Source organism: Rhizorhabdus dicambivorans, from assembly GCF_002355275.1.
In the GTDB taxonomy this organism is placed as follows: Bacteria; Pseudomonadota; Alphaproteobacteria; order Sphingomonadales; family Sphingomonadaceae; genus Rhizorhabdus; species Rhizorhabdus dicambivorans.
The window spans coordinates 4606134-4621480 of the sequence record NZ_CP023449.1 but is presented as its reverse complement, the minus strand read 5'-3'; the positions used below and the strand labels follow the sequence as shown (position 1 = coordinate 4621480).

Genomic DNA, 15347 nt, shown 5'->3' with positions numbered 1-15347 from the left:
TCGGCATAGACCGGGATGCGATCAACCGTGCAGACCCCACAATGTGGCAAGCCCCAGGAAGGAGAAGAAGCCCATCACGTCGGTCGCGGTGGTGACGAACACCGCCGATGAGACCGCCGGGTCGGCGCCCGCCTTGTCGAGGCTCACGGGCACCAGGATGCCGGCGAGGCCGGCGATGATGTTGTTGATGATCATCGCCAGGCAGATCACGATGCCCAGATCGCGATTGCCATAGATCAGATAGACCGCGATGCCGATCAGCGCGCCAAGGCACAGCCCGTTGGCGATGGCGATGCGGAATTCCCGCAGGATCATGCGCGCGGTATTCGACGATGTAAGCTGGTTGAGCGCAAGCGCGCGCACCGCCACGGCCATCGTCTGCGTACCGGCATTGCCCCCCATGCCCGACACGATCGGCATCAGCACCGCCAGCACGACAAGGCCGGATATCGTCCCCTGGAAAAGCCCCACCACCGAGGCGGCGAGCACGGCGGTGCCCAGGTTCACCACCAGCCAGGACAGGCGGACCTTCACGGTTTCGAGGATCGGCTCGTTGATGTCGCCATCGCCGGCGCCGGACAGCTTGAGGATATCCTCGCCAGCCTCTTCCTGGATGATGTGGACGATGTCGTCGACGGTGATCATGCCGACCAGCCGGCCGCTTGGATCCGTCACCGCCGCCGAGATGAGCGCATATTTCTGGAAGCGGAGCGCAACCTCCTCCTGGTCCATGTCGACCGGGATCAGGGTCTGCTCGCGCTGCATCACGTCGCTGATGCCGATCGCGCGCGGGGTGCGCATCACCCAGCTCAGCTTGCAGGTGCCGATCGGATGATGGGCATGATCGACGACGTAGATCTCCCAGAAATCGGTGGTGAGATCCTCGTTCTTGCGCAGATAGTCGAGCACATGGCCGACCGTCCAATGTTCGGGCACCGCGATCAGGTCGCGCTGCATCAGGCGGCCGGCGGATTCCTCCGGGTAGGACAGCGCTTCCTCGATGGCGGCACGGTCGTCGGGCTCCATCGCGCGCAGCACCGCGCGCTGGTCCTCCTCCTCCAGCTCCTCGATGATCGCAACCGCGTCATCGGTATCCAGCTGGGTGGCGATCTCGGCCACCTCATGGGGCGCGAGCGCCTCGATCAGTTCCTCGCGAACCCATTCGTTCATTTCGGCGAGCACATCGCCATCGAGCAGCCCGGCGATCGCCGATGCGATCGGGCGCCGCATGTCCTGCGGTGCAAGCTCGAAAAGGTCGGCGATGTCGGCGGGGTGGAGCGGGCGGACCAGGCTGCGCGCGCCCTCGAAGTCGCCCTGCTCGACGCATTCGATGACGGCGTCGACGAAGCTGGACTTCAGCCGGTCGTCCTCATCGTGCAGGGCTTCGGCCGCAGCCGGCTCGACGGCGGTCTCGATCTCGGTTTCGCTCATGCCGTCCTCCGCCGATGATCCGCGAGCTTCGGCCGCTCTACGAGCCTGCCGACGATATCGCAATGCGGCCCGGCCCGGCCTATTCCATGATCTCCATCGGCTGGCCCTTTCGGGAGCGGACCGGGCTTAGGAGGAACAGGATCGGGATCGCCGCCACGCCCAGCCACATCATCAGCCAGAAATCGTCGATATAGGCGATCATCATCGCCTGGCGGGTCACCTCCGCATTGGCGAAGGCCGCGATCTGGTCGCTTGAGTGGCTGCCGCCCAGCATCTGCGGCATCAGGAAGGGGGTGCTGCTGGCGTGCAGCGCGCTGCCCACCTCGGCATGGTTGATCTGCATGTTGCGCGCCAGCATCGACGTCATGAACGTGATCATCAGCGACGAGCCGAGGCTGCGCACCAGGCTGTAGCAGGCGGCGCCATCGGTCCTGAGCGCCGGGGGCAGCGTGGAAACCGATACGAAATTGATGGTGGTGATGGCGAGGCCCGATCCGGCCCCTTGCACGATCCCGGACCAGATCAGCAGCCTGGAATCCATCTGGAGGCTGAAGCCCGTCTGTATCCACAGCGACCATATGATCAGCATCAGGCCCAGCCCGATCACCACCCGTCCATCGAAATGCTGCATCAGCTTGCCGCCGATCACCATGCTGATCGCCATGGCGATTCCACGCGGCATCATGAGCAATCCGGAATCCAGGACCGGGTAGCCCAGCAGCACCTGGATCAGCGGCGGAAGCAGCGCCGAGCCGGCTATCACCACCGGCGCCACGACCAGCGCCAACAGCATCGCGCCGGCGAAGGTCCGGTTCTGGAAGAGCTGGATCGGGATGAGCGGGTGGGGATGGTGGCGCAGGTGGAAGATCAGCATCCAGAACGCGCCGGCGCTGATGCCCAGTTCGATGATGATCTCCGATGATTCGAGCCAGTCCTGCTGGGTGCCGCGATCGAGCGCCAGTTGTAGCCCGCCCAGTGCCAGGGCGATCAGGATGAAGCCGATATGATCGAAGGTCCGGCGGGTGGAGGGGAATTTCGGCATGACCGCGAAGATGCCGATGGCGGCCAGCGCCCCGATCGGCACATTGATGAAGAATACCCAGCGCCAGTTGAGATATTCGGTCAGCAGCCCGCCCAGCGCCGGGCCGATGACCGGCGCGATCATCACGCCCATGCCCCAGATGGTCATCGCCCGCATCTGTTCCGAGGGCTTGTTCATGTCGTAGAGGAAGGATTGCGACATCGGCAGCAGGAAGGCGCCGAAGAAGCCCTGTGTCAGCCGTGCCGCGACCATCATCGGCAGCGATACCGATAGGCCGCATATCGCCGAACTCATGGTGAAGCCGGCGATGGCGATGCCGAACAGCCGGTTGCGCCCGATCCGGCCGGCCAGCCAGCCCGTGAGCGGCGTCGCGATCGCCGTCGCCAGGATATAGGAGGTGAGCACCCAGGATATCGAATCCGGCGTGGCGCCGAGCGCCGCCTGCATGTGCGGCAGCGCGACATTGGCAATCGTCTGGTCGAGCACGACCAGTACGGTCGCGGCCATGATCAGCGCGGTGGCCAGGGCCTTGGGAACCGGGTCCAGGCGGACGATGGCTTGGTCTTTGGTGGGTTCGGTCATCGCGCGCACCATGTCACCCCGCCGCGGGCCGGGCAATCATCGCTCGCATCGGAGGACGTCTGGCGATAGGGACGGGGCGGATTTTTTCACGCAAAGGAGAGCCCGATGGCCGCCGATTCCGAGAACACGCTGATCATGACCCTGGAGGGCGGCGATGTCGTCATCAACCTTCGCCCGGATCTGGCCCCAGGCCATGTGGGCCATATCAAGGAACTGGTTCGCGAAGGCTTTTACGACGGTGTAGTCTTCCACCGCGTGATACCGGGCTTCATGGCGCAGGGCGGCGATCCCACCGGCACCGGCATGGGCGGCTCGAAGAAGCCCAACCTGAAGGCGGAGTTCAATGCCGAGCCGCATGTCCGTGGCGTCTGCTCGATGGCGCGCAGCCAGAATCCGGACAGCGCGAACAGCCAGTTCTTCATCTGCTTCGACGACGCACGGTTCCTCGATCGCCAGTACACCGTCTGGGGCGTGGTCGAATCGGGCATGGAGCATGTCGATGCGCTGCCCAAGGGCGAGCCGCCGCGCAGCCCCGGCAAGATCGTCAAGGCGCGCATCGCCGCCGACGATTGATGCCGTTGGACCTTCCCTGTCCGCAAGGGCAGGGGAGGGTCCCCCGGGGCCCTCACAAGCCCTGCTTATGACGTACCGCTCAGGAACATCTTTGCAGGGCGGAAGGGGCGGCCTATATTGGCGGTTCCCGATGGAGTGGGCCCTGAAGGTATAGCCGATGTTCGATGGTCTGATTTCCTACCTCGATTCCATCAAGGCGCGCGATCCCGCGCCGCGTTCGCGGTGGGAGATTCTGCTCTATCCGGGCGTGCTCGCGCTGGGGCTTCACCGGATCGCGCACTGGCTGTTCCAGGCGGAGCTTTATTTCCTCGCCCGGTTCGTCAACCATGTCTCGCGCATGCTGACCGCGATCGACATCCATCCGGGCGTACAGATCGGCCGCCGCTTCTTCATCGACCATGGCTTCGTCGTGATCGGCGAGACCTCGATCATCGGCGATGATGTCACCATGTATCAGGGCTGCACCCTGGGCGGGACGAACCCCACCAATGGCGAAGGCGGAAAGCGCCACCCGACGATAGGCGATGGCGCGATCATCAGCGTGGGCGCGGTGGTCCTTGGGCCGATCACGGTGGGCAAGCGGGCGCGGGTCGGCGCCAATGCGGTGGTGACCAAGGACGTGGCCGAAGGCCAGGTGGTGGTCGGCATCCCGGCGCGGCCGATGCTGGTGGATGCCAAGGAATATCAGAAGGGCTTCACGCCTTATGGTACGCCGTGCAGCGAACGCTTCGACCCGCAGACCCAGCAGCTTGAAATATTGCGATGCGAGCTGGAAACTCTGCGCGGTCGCATCGGCAAACTGCTCGACGAGCGCGATACCGTCCGCGCGAAACTGGATGAGGATCGTGAACGGGCCTGAGGATCGCGGCTGAATGGGGACGATCTCCCCTTTTCCGGGCAAACCCCTGCAGGTGGGGTTCGACCGGCCCGAATTGATGCGTATCCTCGATCTCTACGGCCGGATGGTCGCTGCCGGGCTTTGGCGCGACTATGCGATCGACCTGGGCCGCGAGGCCGCCTGCTTCGCCGCTTTCCGCCGCGCCGCGGAGCGTCCCGAATATCGCATCGAGAAACGCCCCGCGCTGCGCAACCGCCAGGGCATGTGGGCGCTGATCGGGGAGGGCGGCGCCATCCTAAAGCGCGGCCAGGAACTGGGCCCGGTGCTGGCGCCGGTCGAGCGGCGGCTGATGAAGCTCGTCGAGGACTGAGGTTTCAGGCAGCCTGCAGCCGGTCGATCACGGGTAGTCGCAGCGCGAGATCGTCCGGCAGCAGCCCGACGACATGGCGTCGGGCCACGGTCCAGAAGGCCGAGAGCAGCAGCAGTGCCGAGCCGATGATCAGCGCGGTCAGGCCGAAGCTCAGGTCGACCGCACCGCTCTGCTCGATCAGGCTCGAGAGGGCGTACAGCACATAGACCAGCGCCGAGACCATCAGCGCGCGCCGGTCGATCGCCAGGGCGACGAAGCCGAGCGCGATATAGATCAGGATCACGAAGGAAGCCTGCGCGGGCGCGGCGGTGCCTTCGAGCATACCCATCATCGCGAAGATCGGATGGACGATCATCGGCGCCGCCAGCAGATGCAGCCAGAAGGCCACGTCGGAACGCCGCGTGGTGCGGGTGCGGTCGCTCATGTCCCACCACATGGCGAGCGAAAAGACGCCGAGCCCCGCCACCAGCAGCAGCTTCAGGATATGGCCGCCGATGGTCGGTACCGCCGCCACGACCAGCGCCATCAGCACGCCGGCCAGGGTCGCGGCGCCGGCCGCCACGGTGATCGGCACCATGAAGCGGCGCCAGTGCAGCCACACGCCGCCCGCGGTGAGCGCGGCAGCGGCGGCGACGATCATCGCCAGCACACGCTCATTCTGCTCATGGTCATGCTCGAGGCCGAAGGTGACACCGATCAGCACGGCGAAACCCAGGAACAGCCCGCCCGCATAGGCCAGCAGCAGGATGATGCTGGGCAGCGCCATGCGCCGCTCGCGGGTGAAATATTCGGCCAGCCCCCAGGCGGTGGCGGCCACCGCGAAACCGATGAAGGGAGAAGGTCCATGTTCGGGGGCGAGCAATCGGATCATGTTGCCGATCCAGCCCGTCGCCACCAGCATCAGCACGGCGGCGATCGATACGAAGATATCGTTGAAGCCGGTCAGCAGCCGGAAGCTCTCCTCATCGACGGCGGGCATGGCGCGTTGCCCCGCGACATGGGCCCTTAGCGCCGTCGCTGCTTCGCGGCTCAGCGCGCCGGCCTCGACCGCGCCATCAATATCGCTCTCGCTGTACATGGGGCTCTCTCCCGGTTTCAGCGGGAAGAATAGCACTACTGTATTATAATAACAATACAGCCTTGCCGATCGGGTGCGTCAGAGCATGCCCTCGCTGTCGAGCGCATATCCGGCAGACCGGACGGTGCGGATCACGTCCGGCGCATCGGCGACGTTGATCGCCTTGCGCAGCCGGCGGATATGGACATCGACGGTGCGCGGCTCGATGTCGCTGTCGCGGCCCCAGACCGAATCGAGCAGCCGCTCGCGCGAGAAGACGCGGCCGGGATGCTCCAGGAAATGCTTGAGAAGGCGGAACTCGGTGGGGCCCAGCGCGATCGGCGATCCGTTGCGGCGTACCCGGTGGCTGGCCGTGTCCATCTCGATATCGGCATAATAGAGCCGCTCGCCGGCCAGCGCCGGGCGCACCCGGCGCAGCACGGCGCCGACCCGGGCAACCAGTTCGCGCGGGGAGAAGGGCTTTGTGACATAGTCGTCGGCGCCCGTCTCCAGGCCTCGTACCCGATCCTCCTCCTCGCCGCGCGCGGTGAGCATGATGATCGGGACATTGGCGGTGTCGGGCAGGCGACGGAGGCGCCGGCAGACCTCGATCCCCGAGACGCCCTCTATCATCCAGTCGAGAAGGACCAGATCGGGCGGCGTCTCGCGCGCCAGCAGGATTGCTTCCTCGCCGTCGCCGGTACGCTCGACCTCGAAATCCTCGCGCTCGAGATGCCAGCTGACCAGTTCGGCAAGTGCCGCATCGTCCTCGACCAGAAGCACCCGGGCGCGCGCCATCAACTATCTCCTGCGAGGGGGTCCTCGCCCTTGGCCCGTTCGGCCATCTGCCTGCCGGTCGCGGCGAAATAGACCATTTCGGCCACGTTGGTCGCATGGTCGCCGATCCGTTCGATATTCTTGGCGATGAACAGCAGATGCGTCGACGCCGTGATATTGTGCGGATTTTCCATCATGTAAGTCAGCAGCGTGCGGAACAGGCTGTTGTAGAAATCGTCCACTGCCTTGTCGCGCGCTGTCACCGCCACAGCGGCCTCGGCATCGCGCAGGACGAAGGCGTCGAGCACGTTGCGGACCATCTCGGCCGCGACCTTGCCCATCGCGGGCAGCACGGCCAGCGCCTCGATGCCGCGCGTCTCCTGGAGCAGGGCAACGCGCTTGGCGATGTTCTTGGCATAGTCGCCCATGCGCTCGACCACGCCCGCGATCTTCAGCGCGGCCAGCACCTCGCGCAGATCGTCGGCCAGCGGCGCGCGCAGCGCGATCAGGCGGACCACCTGGCGCTCGATCTCGGCTTCGAGCTCGTCGATCTTCTTGTCGTTTTGAACGATCTGCGCGGCGGTCTCGAGGTCGCGATTGACCAGCGCCTCCAGCGCGCCGGTGATCGCCGCCTCGGCGCGTCCGCCCATTTCCGAAATGAGGGCGCGGAGCTGGCCCAGATCCTCGTCGAATGCCTTGACGGTGTGACCCGTTGCCATCTTCCATTCCTTTCGGTCCCGGAAGGCCGGCACCGTCTAGGCGCGGCCTATGGTGGTTTGATGTTGCAATATCATGACAGGTTCTCGGACGACATGACCGGAAATGTGACAGTCACGGTCGTCCCGATACCCACCTTGGACGCGATGTCGAGCGTCGCGCGATGGCGTTCGGCGATATGCTTGACGATGGCGAGGCCGAGCCCCGTGCCGCCGATCGATCGGCTGCGGCCGGCATCGACCCGGTAGAAGCGTTCGGTGAGCCGGGGAAGGTGCTCCGGCGCAATGCCTTCGCTCTCGTCGGCGATCGAAAGGCGGACCTTGCCCTGGACCCGATCCAGCGACACCCGGATCGGGCTGCCGGGGCGGGCATATTTGATCGCATTGCCGATCAGGTTGTGGAGCAGCTGGCCCATCTGGACGCGATCGGCGCGGACATCGGGCACCGGCTCGATGGAAAGCTGGATGCGCTCGCCACCCTCGCGCATGCCGGATCGGATCACGCCTGCCACCTCATCGATCACGGGGCCGAGCGCGAGCGACGTCTGCGGCACGGCGAAGCGGTCGGCCTCGATCCGCGACAGCGAGATCAGGTCGTCGACGAGCTGCTGCATCCGCTTCGCCTCGCCCAGCATGATGCCCAGGAAGCGCTGGCGGATCGCGGCATCCTCGGCGGCGCGGCCCTCGCTCAGCGTTTCGATGAAGCCCAATATGGTGGCCAGCGGGGTGCGCAGCTCATGGCTGGCATTGGCGACGAAATCGACCCGCATCCGTTCGGCGATCCAGCTGTCGGTGCGATCACGCAACGTGACCAGCTTTGCGCCGCCTTCGACATGGCGGACGCTCATCACCCAGCGCCGATCAGCGTCGCCCAGGCCGGCGATCTCCACCGGTGCGTCGGTCTCGCGATCGGAGGCGATCAGGTCGGCGGCCACCGGGTGGCGCAGCGCGAGGCGGAAATCGCCCTCCACCCGCTCGGTGCCGAACAGTCGGCGCGCGGCATGGTTGGCATAGGTGATGCGTTGTCGTTCAATGATCAGCAGCGCGTCGTCGACCGCATCGATCACCTCTTGGGTGCGGTCGGGCGTGTCGGCGGCGGGGGGCGGGACGAGCACCGGCAACTGGCTGGCCGGCGCCGTGGAAATCCAGACGAAGAAGGCGGCGACCAGGCCGACCACCGCCGATGCCGCGAGCGGTGCGGCCAGCAGCCACGCCGCCGCCGCGACGATGGCGAAGGCCAGCGCGGCCCGACCATGCCGCCGCTCGGTCATTGCGCCATCCTGGCCGGGCTCCGGCAGGGTTTCATGCTTCATCCGTCCTCATTATAACCGAATTGTGAAATCTATCGGACAGAAAAGCCAGCCCGGGCGCGCGGTGATGGATGTTGCAATCTGCCCCTCGCCTCGATTGGCGATTGGCGGTAAGACGGCGGAGCGGTGTGGGGAGTATCATGCGTAACGAAGATCAGCAGCCCGAGGCCGATCGGCCGGTGACCGAAGAGGTTGAAGAGGGGCAGGCGCTGCAGAGCCGTCGCGGCCTGCTGCGGATAGCCACGCTGGGCACCGCGGCCATCGTCACGGTCAAGCCGGGCATCGCCAATGCGGCGGTTTCAGGGATCACCTGCTCGATCCCGGTTCCGCAGAGCAGCCAGGCGGGCAAATGGATCAAGAAGGATGGTACAGTGGTGAACCCCAACACTGCGCAGAGCTATGATCCGCCGGAAACCCCCCTGAAGGGCGAGGACGTCAAGAACTCGCTGGCCTATGGCACCCGTTACTCGGGCTACAACCAGAACGCGACCAACGCCTTCAACAATTATATCAAGAAGCTGACGATGGGGAAGCAGGGCTATACCTGCTATTCCTCGATCCAGAGCCGAATCTGATCCGGGCATGCCCGCTACGGCCGAACGGTGACAGCACCGACCTACCGCACCGATTATCCCGGCCAGTGCCGCACCCACGTGATCGACGGGATGAGTCTGATCTTCCATCGTCCGTCGGGCGCCACCCATTTCCTGGACAGTCCGGTGCCCGAAATGCTCCAGCTGCTCGCGGAAGCGCCGGATGGCGCCGCCGGGCTCACGTGCCGCCTGTGCGTCAATCTCGGTCTAGCCGAGGATGAAGAGGCACGGGCGGTCGTAGAGGCCCGGCTTGCCGAGCTGATCGCCATCGGGCTGGTGCAGGCGGGCTGATGCACGCTTTCCATGTTCGCATCGGCCCGGTTTCCTATCGGATCGGTTCGCCGTGGTCGGCCCCGGTCGCGGCGCTCCGCCGTCTTTATGCGGGCTATCCGTTGCCGGAGGAGGGCATGGCGACGGTCACCGCCAGGATCGGCCCGCCGCGGCCGTGGCGGCGCTGGCTGCATCCGCAGGTTGCGATCGAGGGCGATCATGTCCTGCCGGACACGGTGCCGATGGCCCTGCGGCATGGCCTGCTCGCCATCGAGATGGCGATGAACATGCAGGTGGCGCTGGGCGAGCGCCGCTTCCTGCTCGTTCATGCCGCGGCGGTGGAGCGCGGCGGCAAGGCGCTGATCCTGCCCGGCGACAGCGGTTCCGGCAAATCGACCCTCGCCGCCTTGCTGGGAGAGGCGGGCTGGCGGCTGATGGCCGACGAGTTCGTGCTGATCGACCTCGCGACCGGCCTTGCCTTCCCCTTCCCGCGTGCGATCAGCCTCAAGAACAGCGCCATCGCGGAGATGGAGGCGCGGATTGCCGATCCCGCCCGGTTCGGCCCGCGTCTGAGTGGCACGCCCAAGGGCGAACTGCGCCACTTGCGCCCCCGCGAGGACGCGGTCGCCCGGATGGACGAGCCCGCCGAGCCGGCGCTGATCCTCTTCCCCTCCTATGGCTATGAACCGGCCAGCGACGGCGTCAGCAAGTCGGAGCTGTTCGCGCGGATCACCGAGGGTTCGACCAATTATATCCCGCTCGGCCAGCCCGCGTTCGATCGGCTCGTCACCATCGCCGAGACGGTGCCTGCCGCACGCTTCGCCTATCCCGACAGCGCCAGCGGCGTCGCCATCGTCGAGCAGTTCTGCGCCGAGGCGGGGATATGAAGGACGCCCGCCCGCTGGCCACCGCGCTTGCCGATCCGGTCTCGGTGCTGGGCCTGGGGGCCGACGCGTGGACCAGCCTGCTGTCGATCGCCCGCGCCGAAAGGCTGGACGGCAGCCTTGCCTACCGCCTCGCCGACATGCCGCTGCCCGGCCCGGTCGCGCGCGCGCTGGAAGATGCCCGTGCCGAGGCCGAGTTCGGCCGCACCCAGGCGCTCTGGGAGGTGGAGATGGCGCGCCGCGCGCTGGCGCCGCTGGGCATCGCGCCGATCCTGCTCAAGGGCAGCGCCTTCGCCTTCGCGGGGCTCCCCGCCGCCGTCGGCCGCGTGGTCGGCGATCTCGACATATTGGTGCCGCGCGATCGGATCGACGAGGCCGAGGCCGCCCTGCTCGGCGCCGGCTTCGTCTGGGCGAAGGACGATCCCTACACCCAGGGCTATTATCGCCGGTGGATGCATGAGCTGCCGCCGCTGATCCATCCCGATCGCGGCGGCATGATCGATCTGCATCACACGATATTGCCGCTCACCGCGCGCCCGACGCCGGACGCCGGGGCGCTGGTAGCCGACAGTATCGAGATTGCGGCGGGTCTGCGCATCCTGTGTCCGGCCGACATGATCGTGCATGCGGCCTGCCACCTCTTTGCCGATGGCGATCTCTCCGGCGGCCTGCGCAACCTGTGGGATATCGATCGGCTGCTGCGGCTGTTCGCTTCGGCCCCCGATTTCTGGAAGAAGCTCGATGCCCGCGCCCGGCTCCACGATATGCGAGGGCCCGTGGCGCTGGCGCTGCGTCTCGCCGATCGGCTGTTCGCCACCCCGGTCGAACCGCGCATCGCCGGTCATGACCGGATGCGCGACGCGCTGTTCATCCGCCGGATCCTGGCCCGCGACGGGTGGGGCCGGCCGATCCGGCCGCTCAACCGCCTCGGCTTCTATGTCCGCTCGCACTGGATGCGCATGCCGCCGCTGATGCTGGCGCGCCATCTCTGGATCAAGGCGCGCAGCAAGTGACCGACGATCTGCTGGCGCGCGAGCTTTCCTGGGTCGATCCGGGCGACTGGTTCGCCCGGCTGGCGGGCCGGCCCGGCATCGCCTTCCTCGACAGCGCTGCGCTGGGCGATCCGCGTTCGGCCGCCTCCTATATCGCGGTCGATCCCGTCGAAGAGGTGCGGCTGCCCGTCGCCACGATGGACCAGGCAATCGCTGCGCTGCGCCGGCTGCATCGTTCGGCGTCGGGGCAGGGGCCGATGCCCTTCACGGGCGGGCTGATCGGCTTGCTCTCCTATGATCTCGGGCCGAGCGCGCTCGGTGTCGCCAGCCGTCATCGGGGCGATCCCGCCCTGCCGGCGCTGTTGGTCCGCCGCTATGATCTGCTGCTGGGCTTCGATCATCGCGAGCGGCGTGCCTGGGGCTTCGCCCGGCCGCGTGGGGCGCTGAGCGCCACGCAGCGGCTGGACCGGTTGCTGGCCGCCGATCCGGTCCCCGTCCTGCCCGACCCTGGGGCGCTCGACTGGGCCGAGGAAACCGATCCCGATCGTCACCGCGCCATGATCGGCGAGGTGCTCGCCTATCTGCGCGCGGGGGACATCTATCAGGCGAACATCAGCATCAGCTTCACCGCCTTGCGGCCCGAAGGCTTCGATGCCCCGGCCGCCTATCTCGCGCTGCGTGCCCGCACGCCGGCTCCGTTCGCTTCCTATCTGGATCTGGGCGGAGGCAGCGCGCTGCTCAGCGCCTCGCCCGAGCGCTTCGTCCGATGTGATCGCGACGGGCGGATCGAGACCCGCCCGATCAAGGGCACCGCCCCGCGCAGCGCCGATGAGGAGGAGGATCGCCGCAATGGTGAGCGGCTTGCGGCCTCGCCCAAGGATCGCGCGGAGAATCTGATGATCTGCGATCTGCTGCGCAACGATCTTTCGATTGTTGCCGAGGAAGGGAGCGTCACCGTCCCGCAGCTGGCCGGGCTGGAGCGATTCGCTTCCGTCTGGCACCTCGTCTCGGCGGTTGAGGCGCGGCTGCGCGAAGGAGAAGATGCGATCGGCCTGCTCGCCGCGACCTTTCCCGGTGGATCGATCACGGGCGCACCCAAGCGCCGCGCGGTCGAGATCATCGACGGGATCGAGGATTCGGGACGCGGCCCCTTCTTCGGCGTCGTCTTCGCACTGGGCGAGGATGGAGCGATGGACAGTTCCATCGTCATCCGCTCGATCGCGGCGACGCCCACGCGACTGATCGCCCGGGCCGGCGGCGGCATCGTCGCGGATAGCGATCCGGCCGCGGAATATGTGGAACTGCGTGCCAAGATAGACCCGGTGATCGGCGCCTGAGCTCCCTCGGCGGGAGGCTGTATCCCGGCCGTTCGTCGCCATATTGAAACAGGCGTACCGAACTGTTACATAGACCTCCCATTGAGGAGATGGGATCAACCGTGTCTGCGTCCAAGAAGTCCTTCTGCTGCGACGGTGATGGAACCGGAAAGAAGACCGCCGCGGTCCGCGTGTTCGAGGCCGCTCGCGATCTCTTCTATCATCGCGGCATCCGCGCGGTCGGCGTCGACGAAATCGTCTGCAAGGCCGGCGTTACCAAGCCGAGCCTCTACCGCGCCTTCGCCTCCAAGGATGATCTGGTCGCCGCCTGTCTGGAGGAAAGCGCCAGGGAGGGGCGTGCCGCGATGCGCGAGGTCCTGGATGCGGCCGGCGAGGATCCTCGTGACCAACTCCGCGCGGTGATCCGCCATTTCGCCCGCAAGGTCGCCGCGCCCGATTTCCGTGGCTGCCCGATGAGCAACACCGCGGTCGAGATTCCGGAGCCAGGCCATCCCGGCCGTGTCGTGCTGGAACAATGCAAGGCCGACACAAGGGCGCTGATCGTCAGCATCACCCGCGAGCTTCATGTCGATCGGCCGGAGGAGCTTGCCGATGGCCTGCTGCTGGTCATCGAAGGCGCGATGAGCGCGCATCATATCTTCGGCAGCCAGGGGCCCTGTGCGGCGATGGTCGCCACCAGCGATGCGCTGATCGACGCGCATCTGCAGACCGTGAAGGCCTGAACGGCTCCTATTCGCGCAGGCGACGGAAGGCGGCGCTCGCCGCCCAGCCCAGCATCAGCGACAGCAGTACCGCAGTCAGCCCGTAGAGGAAGCTGTGCCGTTCGGCGGCACGCGCGACAAAGGCCTCCATCCCCGATTTATGTATCTCGATCTTCCGGGTCGCGGCGGCGATGACCCGGCCCTTCTCGATCAGGAAGGTCTCGGCGGTGTAGCTGCCGACCGGGACGCGCGCCGGTATCGCGATGCGCGCGCGATAGAGCACGCCTTCGCTGATTTCGACGCCACGGTCGGTTTCGGAATAATAGCCCCCGCGGCGCTTGAGGTCGATCAGCCCAGCCTCGAAGCGGCGGTCCTCGGCCGGGTCGCCGCCGCTGGCGGGCGACAGCTGGAGATTGTCGATCCCCAGTTCGTAGATCACGGCGGTGCGCGGATCGACGATGCCGGCGATGGGCTTCGACGAGGCGAGCGCATAGAAGCTCGGCACCGATCGGAAATCGGCGCTGTCGGCGTTGATCCACATACCGGCGATCTTGCGCTTCTCGCGGATCAGCACCGGCTCCTGCGGGCCTTTCACCACCACCGCGATCTGGGCGTCGTCGCTCGGCGCGCGGCCGCCCGGATAGAGGATCGCCCCGAACAGCAGCAGTTCGGCGCCGGTGAAACTATAGATGATCTCGATCTTGCGCTGCGACACATCGGGGACGAGCCGCGGGCTTTCGGCCGCGACCAGCAGCGGCGCCAGCAGGAAGATCAGAAGCCGGCGTCGCCTTGTCTGTTTCAGCTTTCGCTGAAACGCGCGGCACCAGCCCGCTCCCCCACCCGACCTCCCACAGGGTACAATCAATGGGGGGCCGGGTGGGGGAGCGGGCTGGTGCCGCACCGCGGGCGGGAGCCCGCTCACAACGCCTGCACCGTGAAGATCTCGGGCGGGCGCCAGGTGAGGCCGAGCAGCATCCGGATCGCGACGACCAGGACGATGAAGGCAAGGATCAGGCGCAGATATTCGGGCTTCATCTTCATCGCGAAGCGTGCGCCGAACTGGGCACCCGTGACGCTGCCGATCAGCAGCAGTCCGGTCAGCACCAGGTCGACCTTCTGGGTGGTCATCGCATGGACCAGCGTGGTCGCGGCGGTGACGAACAATATCTGGAACAGCGAGGTGCCTACCACCACGCGGGCGGACATGCCGAGCAGATAGATCATCGCCGGCACCAGGATGAAGCCGCCGCCGACCCCCATCAGCACGGTCATGATGCCGGTGGCGAAGCCGAGCAGCAATGGCGCCAGCGGCGAGATGTACAGGCCCGAGCGGTAGAAGCGCCAGCGGAAGGGCAGCACCGCGATCAGCGGATGGTGGCGCTTGCTGGTCGATGTCGGGCGTTCGCCCCGCCATTCGGCGAGGAGCGCGTGGATCGCGTCGCGCGCCATGAAGATGCCGATGCCCCCCAGCATCACGACATACATGACCGAGACGACCGTATCGATCTGGCCGACGTCCTGGAGGATGCGGAACAGGAAACCGCCGATCAGCGACCCGATCGCGCCCCCGACCACGAGCACTGCGCCCATATGATAATCGACGCCGTCGCGGTTGCCGTGCGCCAGCACGCCCGAGACGCTGGCGCCCGTGATCTGCGGCGCGGAGGAGGCCACGGCGACGGCCGGCGGAATGCCGTAGAAGATCATCAACGGCGTCGTCAGGAAACCGCCGCCCACGCCGAACATGCCCGACAGGATGCCGACCAGTCCGCCCAGGCCGATGATCACGAGGATGTTCACCGACAGGCCGGCAATGGGCAGGTAAAGATCCATGCCCCTAGGGCTAGTCATTTCGCGCGAGGGATGGAAGGCTC

17 protein-coding genes are annotated in these 15347 nt (G+C 66.5%); 9 read left to right on the top strand and 8 right to left on the bottom strand.

The features are described from left to right. Positions 1-21 precede the first annotated feature (21 nt). Together mgtE and CMV14_RS21755 are read right to left on the bottom strand one after the other, a co-directional pair. A complete protein-coding gene (gene mgtE, locus CMV14_RS21760; protein WP_066966050.1) occupies positions 22-1431 on the bottom strand; it encodes a magnesium transporter in 1410 nt (469 codons plus the stop codon). 79 nt (positions 1432-1510) lie between these two features. Then, positions 1511-3055 carry a DHA2 family efflux MFS transporter permease subunit gene (locus CMV14_RS21755; RefSeq protein WP_066966092.1) on the bottom strand — a complete coding sequence of 515 codons (1545 nt, stop codon included), beginning with the start codon at positions 3053-3055 and terminating at the stop codon, positions 1511-1513. 105 nt (positions 3056-3160) lie between these two features. On the opposite strand from CMV14_RS21755, the gene CMV14_RS21750 reads away from it, so the two are divergent. From CMV14_RS21750 to CMV14_RS21740, 3 genes are all read left to right on the top strand, one after another. Further along, positions 3161-3628, top strand: a complete 468-nt coding sequence (locus CMV14_RS21750) for a peptidylprolyl isomerase (protein ID WP_066966047.1) — start codon at positions 3161-3163, stop codon at positions 3626-3628. Between the two features lie 157 nt (positions 3629-3785). Beyond that, positions 3786-4487, top strand: a complete 702-nt coding sequence (epsC, locus tag CMV14_RS21745) for a serine O-acetyltransferase EpsC (protein ID WP_066966045.1) — start codon at positions 3786-3788, stop codon at positions 4485-4487. Positions 4488-4500: 13 nt separating this feature from the next. Next, on the top strand, positions 4501-4836 hold the full coding sequence (locus CMV14_RS21740) for a DUF2794 domain-containing protein (protein ID WP_066966043.1): 336 nt from the start codon (positions 4501-4503) through the stop codon (positions 4834-4836). Between the two features lie 4 nt (positions 4837-4840). On the opposite strand, the gene CMV14_RS21735 is transcribed toward CMV14_RS21740, so the two are convergent. The 4 genes from CMV14_RS21735 to CMV14_RS21720 form a co-directional block, all read right to left on the bottom strand. After that, positions 4841-5914, bottom strand: coding sequence for a hypothetical protein (locus tag CMV14_RS21735; protein WP_066966040.1), 1074 nt, complete (start codon positions 5912-5914; stop codon positions 4841-4843). A 78-nt stretch (positions 5915-5992) separates the two neighbouring features. Next, positions 5993-6691 carry a phosphate regulon transcriptional regulator PhoB gene (phoB, locus tag CMV14_RS21730; protein ID WP_066966036.1) on the bottom strand — a complete coding sequence of 233 codons (699 nt, stop codon included), beginning with the start codon at positions 6689-6691 and terminating at the stop codon, positions 5993-5995. Then, positions 6691-7389, bottom strand: coding sequence for a phosphate signaling complex protein PhoU (gene phoU, locus CMV14_RS21725; RefSeq protein WP_066966089.1), 699 nt, complete (start codon positions 7387-7389; stop codon positions 6691-6693). The genes phoB and phoU overlap by 1 nt, the downstream gene beginning before the upstream one ends. 71 nt (positions 7390-7460) lie before the next feature. Beyond that, complete coding sequence (locus CMV14_RS21720) at positions 7461-8699, bottom strand: ATP-binding protein (RefSeq protein ID WP_066966033.1); 1239 nt, start codon at positions 8697-8699, stop codon at positions 7461-7463. Between the two features lie 137 nt (positions 8700-8836). Between CMV14_RS21720 and CMV14_RS21715 the strand changes: the two genes are divergently transcribed. The 6 genes from CMV14_RS21715 to CMV14_RS21690 all read left to right on the top strand — a co-directional run bounded on the left by CMV14_RS21715 (position 8837) and on the right by CMV14_RS21690 (position 13494). Beyond that, complete coding sequence (locus tag CMV14_RS21715; RefSeq protein ID WP_066966030.1) at positions 8837-9271, top strand: hypothetical protein; 435 nt, start codon at positions 8837-8839, stop codon at positions 9269-9271. A 27-nt stretch (positions 9272-9298) separates the two neighbouring features. After that, a complete protein-coding gene (locus CMV14_RS21710; RefSeq protein ID WP_176488946.1) occupies positions 9299-9580 on the top strand; it encodes an HPr-rel-A system PqqD family peptide chaperone in 282 nt (93 codons plus the stop codon). Beyond that, a complete protein-coding gene (locus tag CMV14_RS21705) occupies positions 9580-10446 on the top strand; it encodes an HprK-related kinase A (protein ID WP_066966027.1) in 867 nt (288 codons plus the stop codon). The genes CMV14_RS21710 and CMV14_RS21705 overlap by 1 nt, the downstream gene beginning before the upstream one ends. Beyond that, the gene (locus CMV14_RS21700) at positions 10443-11456 is read left to right on the top strand and encodes a nucleotidyltransferase domain-containing protein (RefSeq protein ID WP_066966025.1); all 1014 of its coding nucleotides are present in this window, start codon (positions 10443-10445) and stop codon (positions 11454-11456) included. The genes CMV14_RS21705 and CMV14_RS21700 overlap by 4 nt, the downstream gene beginning before the upstream one ends. Next, complete coding sequence (locus CMV14_RS21695) at positions 11453-12772, top strand: anthranilate synthase component I family protein (RefSeq protein WP_066966020.1); 1320 nt, start codon at positions 11453-11455, stop codon at positions 12770-12772. Before CMV14_RS21700 ends, CMV14_RS21695 begins: the two co-directional genes overlap by 4 nt. A gap of 101 nt (positions 12773-12873) precedes the next feature. Next, positions 12874-13494 carry a TetR/AcrR family transcriptional regulator gene (locus CMV14_RS21690; protein ID WP_238147115.1) on the top strand — a complete coding sequence of 207 codons (621 nt, stop codon included), beginning with the start codon at positions 12874-12876 and terminating at the stop codon, positions 13492-13494. Between the two features lie 7 nt (positions 13495-13501). Here CMV14_RS21690 and CMV14_RS21685 read toward each other — a convergent pair whose 3' ends face one another. Further along, positions 13502-14275: a TIGR02186 family protein gene (locus CMV14_RS21685; protein WP_066966083.1), complete on the bottom strand. Its 774-nt coding sequence runs from the start codon at positions 14273-14275 to the stop codon at positions 13502-13504. Between the two features lie 116 nt (positions 14276-14391). Further along, positions 14392-15306, bottom strand: coding sequence for a sulfite exporter TauE/SafE family protein (locus tag CMV14_RS21680; RefSeq protein WP_066966014.1), 915 nt, complete (start codon positions 15304-15306; stop codon positions 14392-14394). Positions 15307-15347 lie beyond the last annotated feature (41 nt).

Coding starts and splice junctions, on each gene's coding strand:
- mgtE (WP_066966050.1), bottom strand. CDS start 1,431: ATGAGCGAAACCGAGATCGAGACCGCCGTCGAGCCGGCTGCGGCCGAA.
- CMV14_RS21755 (WP_066966092.1), bottom strand. CDS start 3,055: ATGACCGAACCCACCAAAGACCAAGCCATCGTCCGCCTGGACCCGGTT.
- CMV14_RS21750 (WP_066966047.1), top strand. CDS start 3,161: ATGGCCGCCGATTCCGAGAACACGCTGATCATGACCCTGGAGGGCGGC.
- epsC (WP_066966045.1), top strand. CDS start 3,786: ATGTTCGATGGTCTGATTTCCTACCTCGATTCCATCAAGGCGCGCGAT.
- CMV14_RS21740 (WP_066966043.1), top strand. CDS start 4,501: ATGGGGACGATCTCCCCTTTTCCGGGCAAACCCCTGCAGGTGGGGTTC.
- CMV14_RS21735 (WP_066966040.1), bottom strand. CDS start 5,914: ATGTACAGCGAGAGCGATATTGATGGCGCGGTCGAGGCCGGCGCGCTG.
- phoB (WP_066966036.1), bottom strand. CDS start 6,691: ATGGCGCGCGCCCGGGTGCTTCTGGTCGAGGACGATGCGGCACTTGCC.
- phoU (WP_066966089.1), bottom strand. CDS start 7,389: ATGGCAACGGGTCACACCGTCAAGGCATTCGACGAGGATCTGGGCCAG.
- CMV14_RS21720 (WP_066966033.1), bottom strand. CDS start 8,699: ATGAAGCATGAAACCCTGCCGGAGCCCGGCCAGGATGGCGCAATGACC.
- CMV14_RS21715 (WP_066966030.1), top strand. CDS start 8,837: ATGCGTAACGAAGATCAGCAGCCCGAGGCCGATCGGCCGGTGACCGAA.
- CMV14_RS21705 (WP_066966027.1), top strand. CDS start 9,580: ATGCACGCTTTCCATGTTCGCATCGGCCCGGTTTCCTATCGGATCGGT.
- CMV14_RS21700 (WP_066966025.1), top strand. CDS start 10,443: ATGAAGGACGCCCGCCCGCTGGCCACCGCGCTTGCCGATCCGGTCTCG.
- CMV14_RS21680 (WP_066966014.1), bottom strand. CDS start 15,306: ATGGATCTTTACCTGCCCATTGCCGGCCTGTCGGTGAACATCCTCGTG.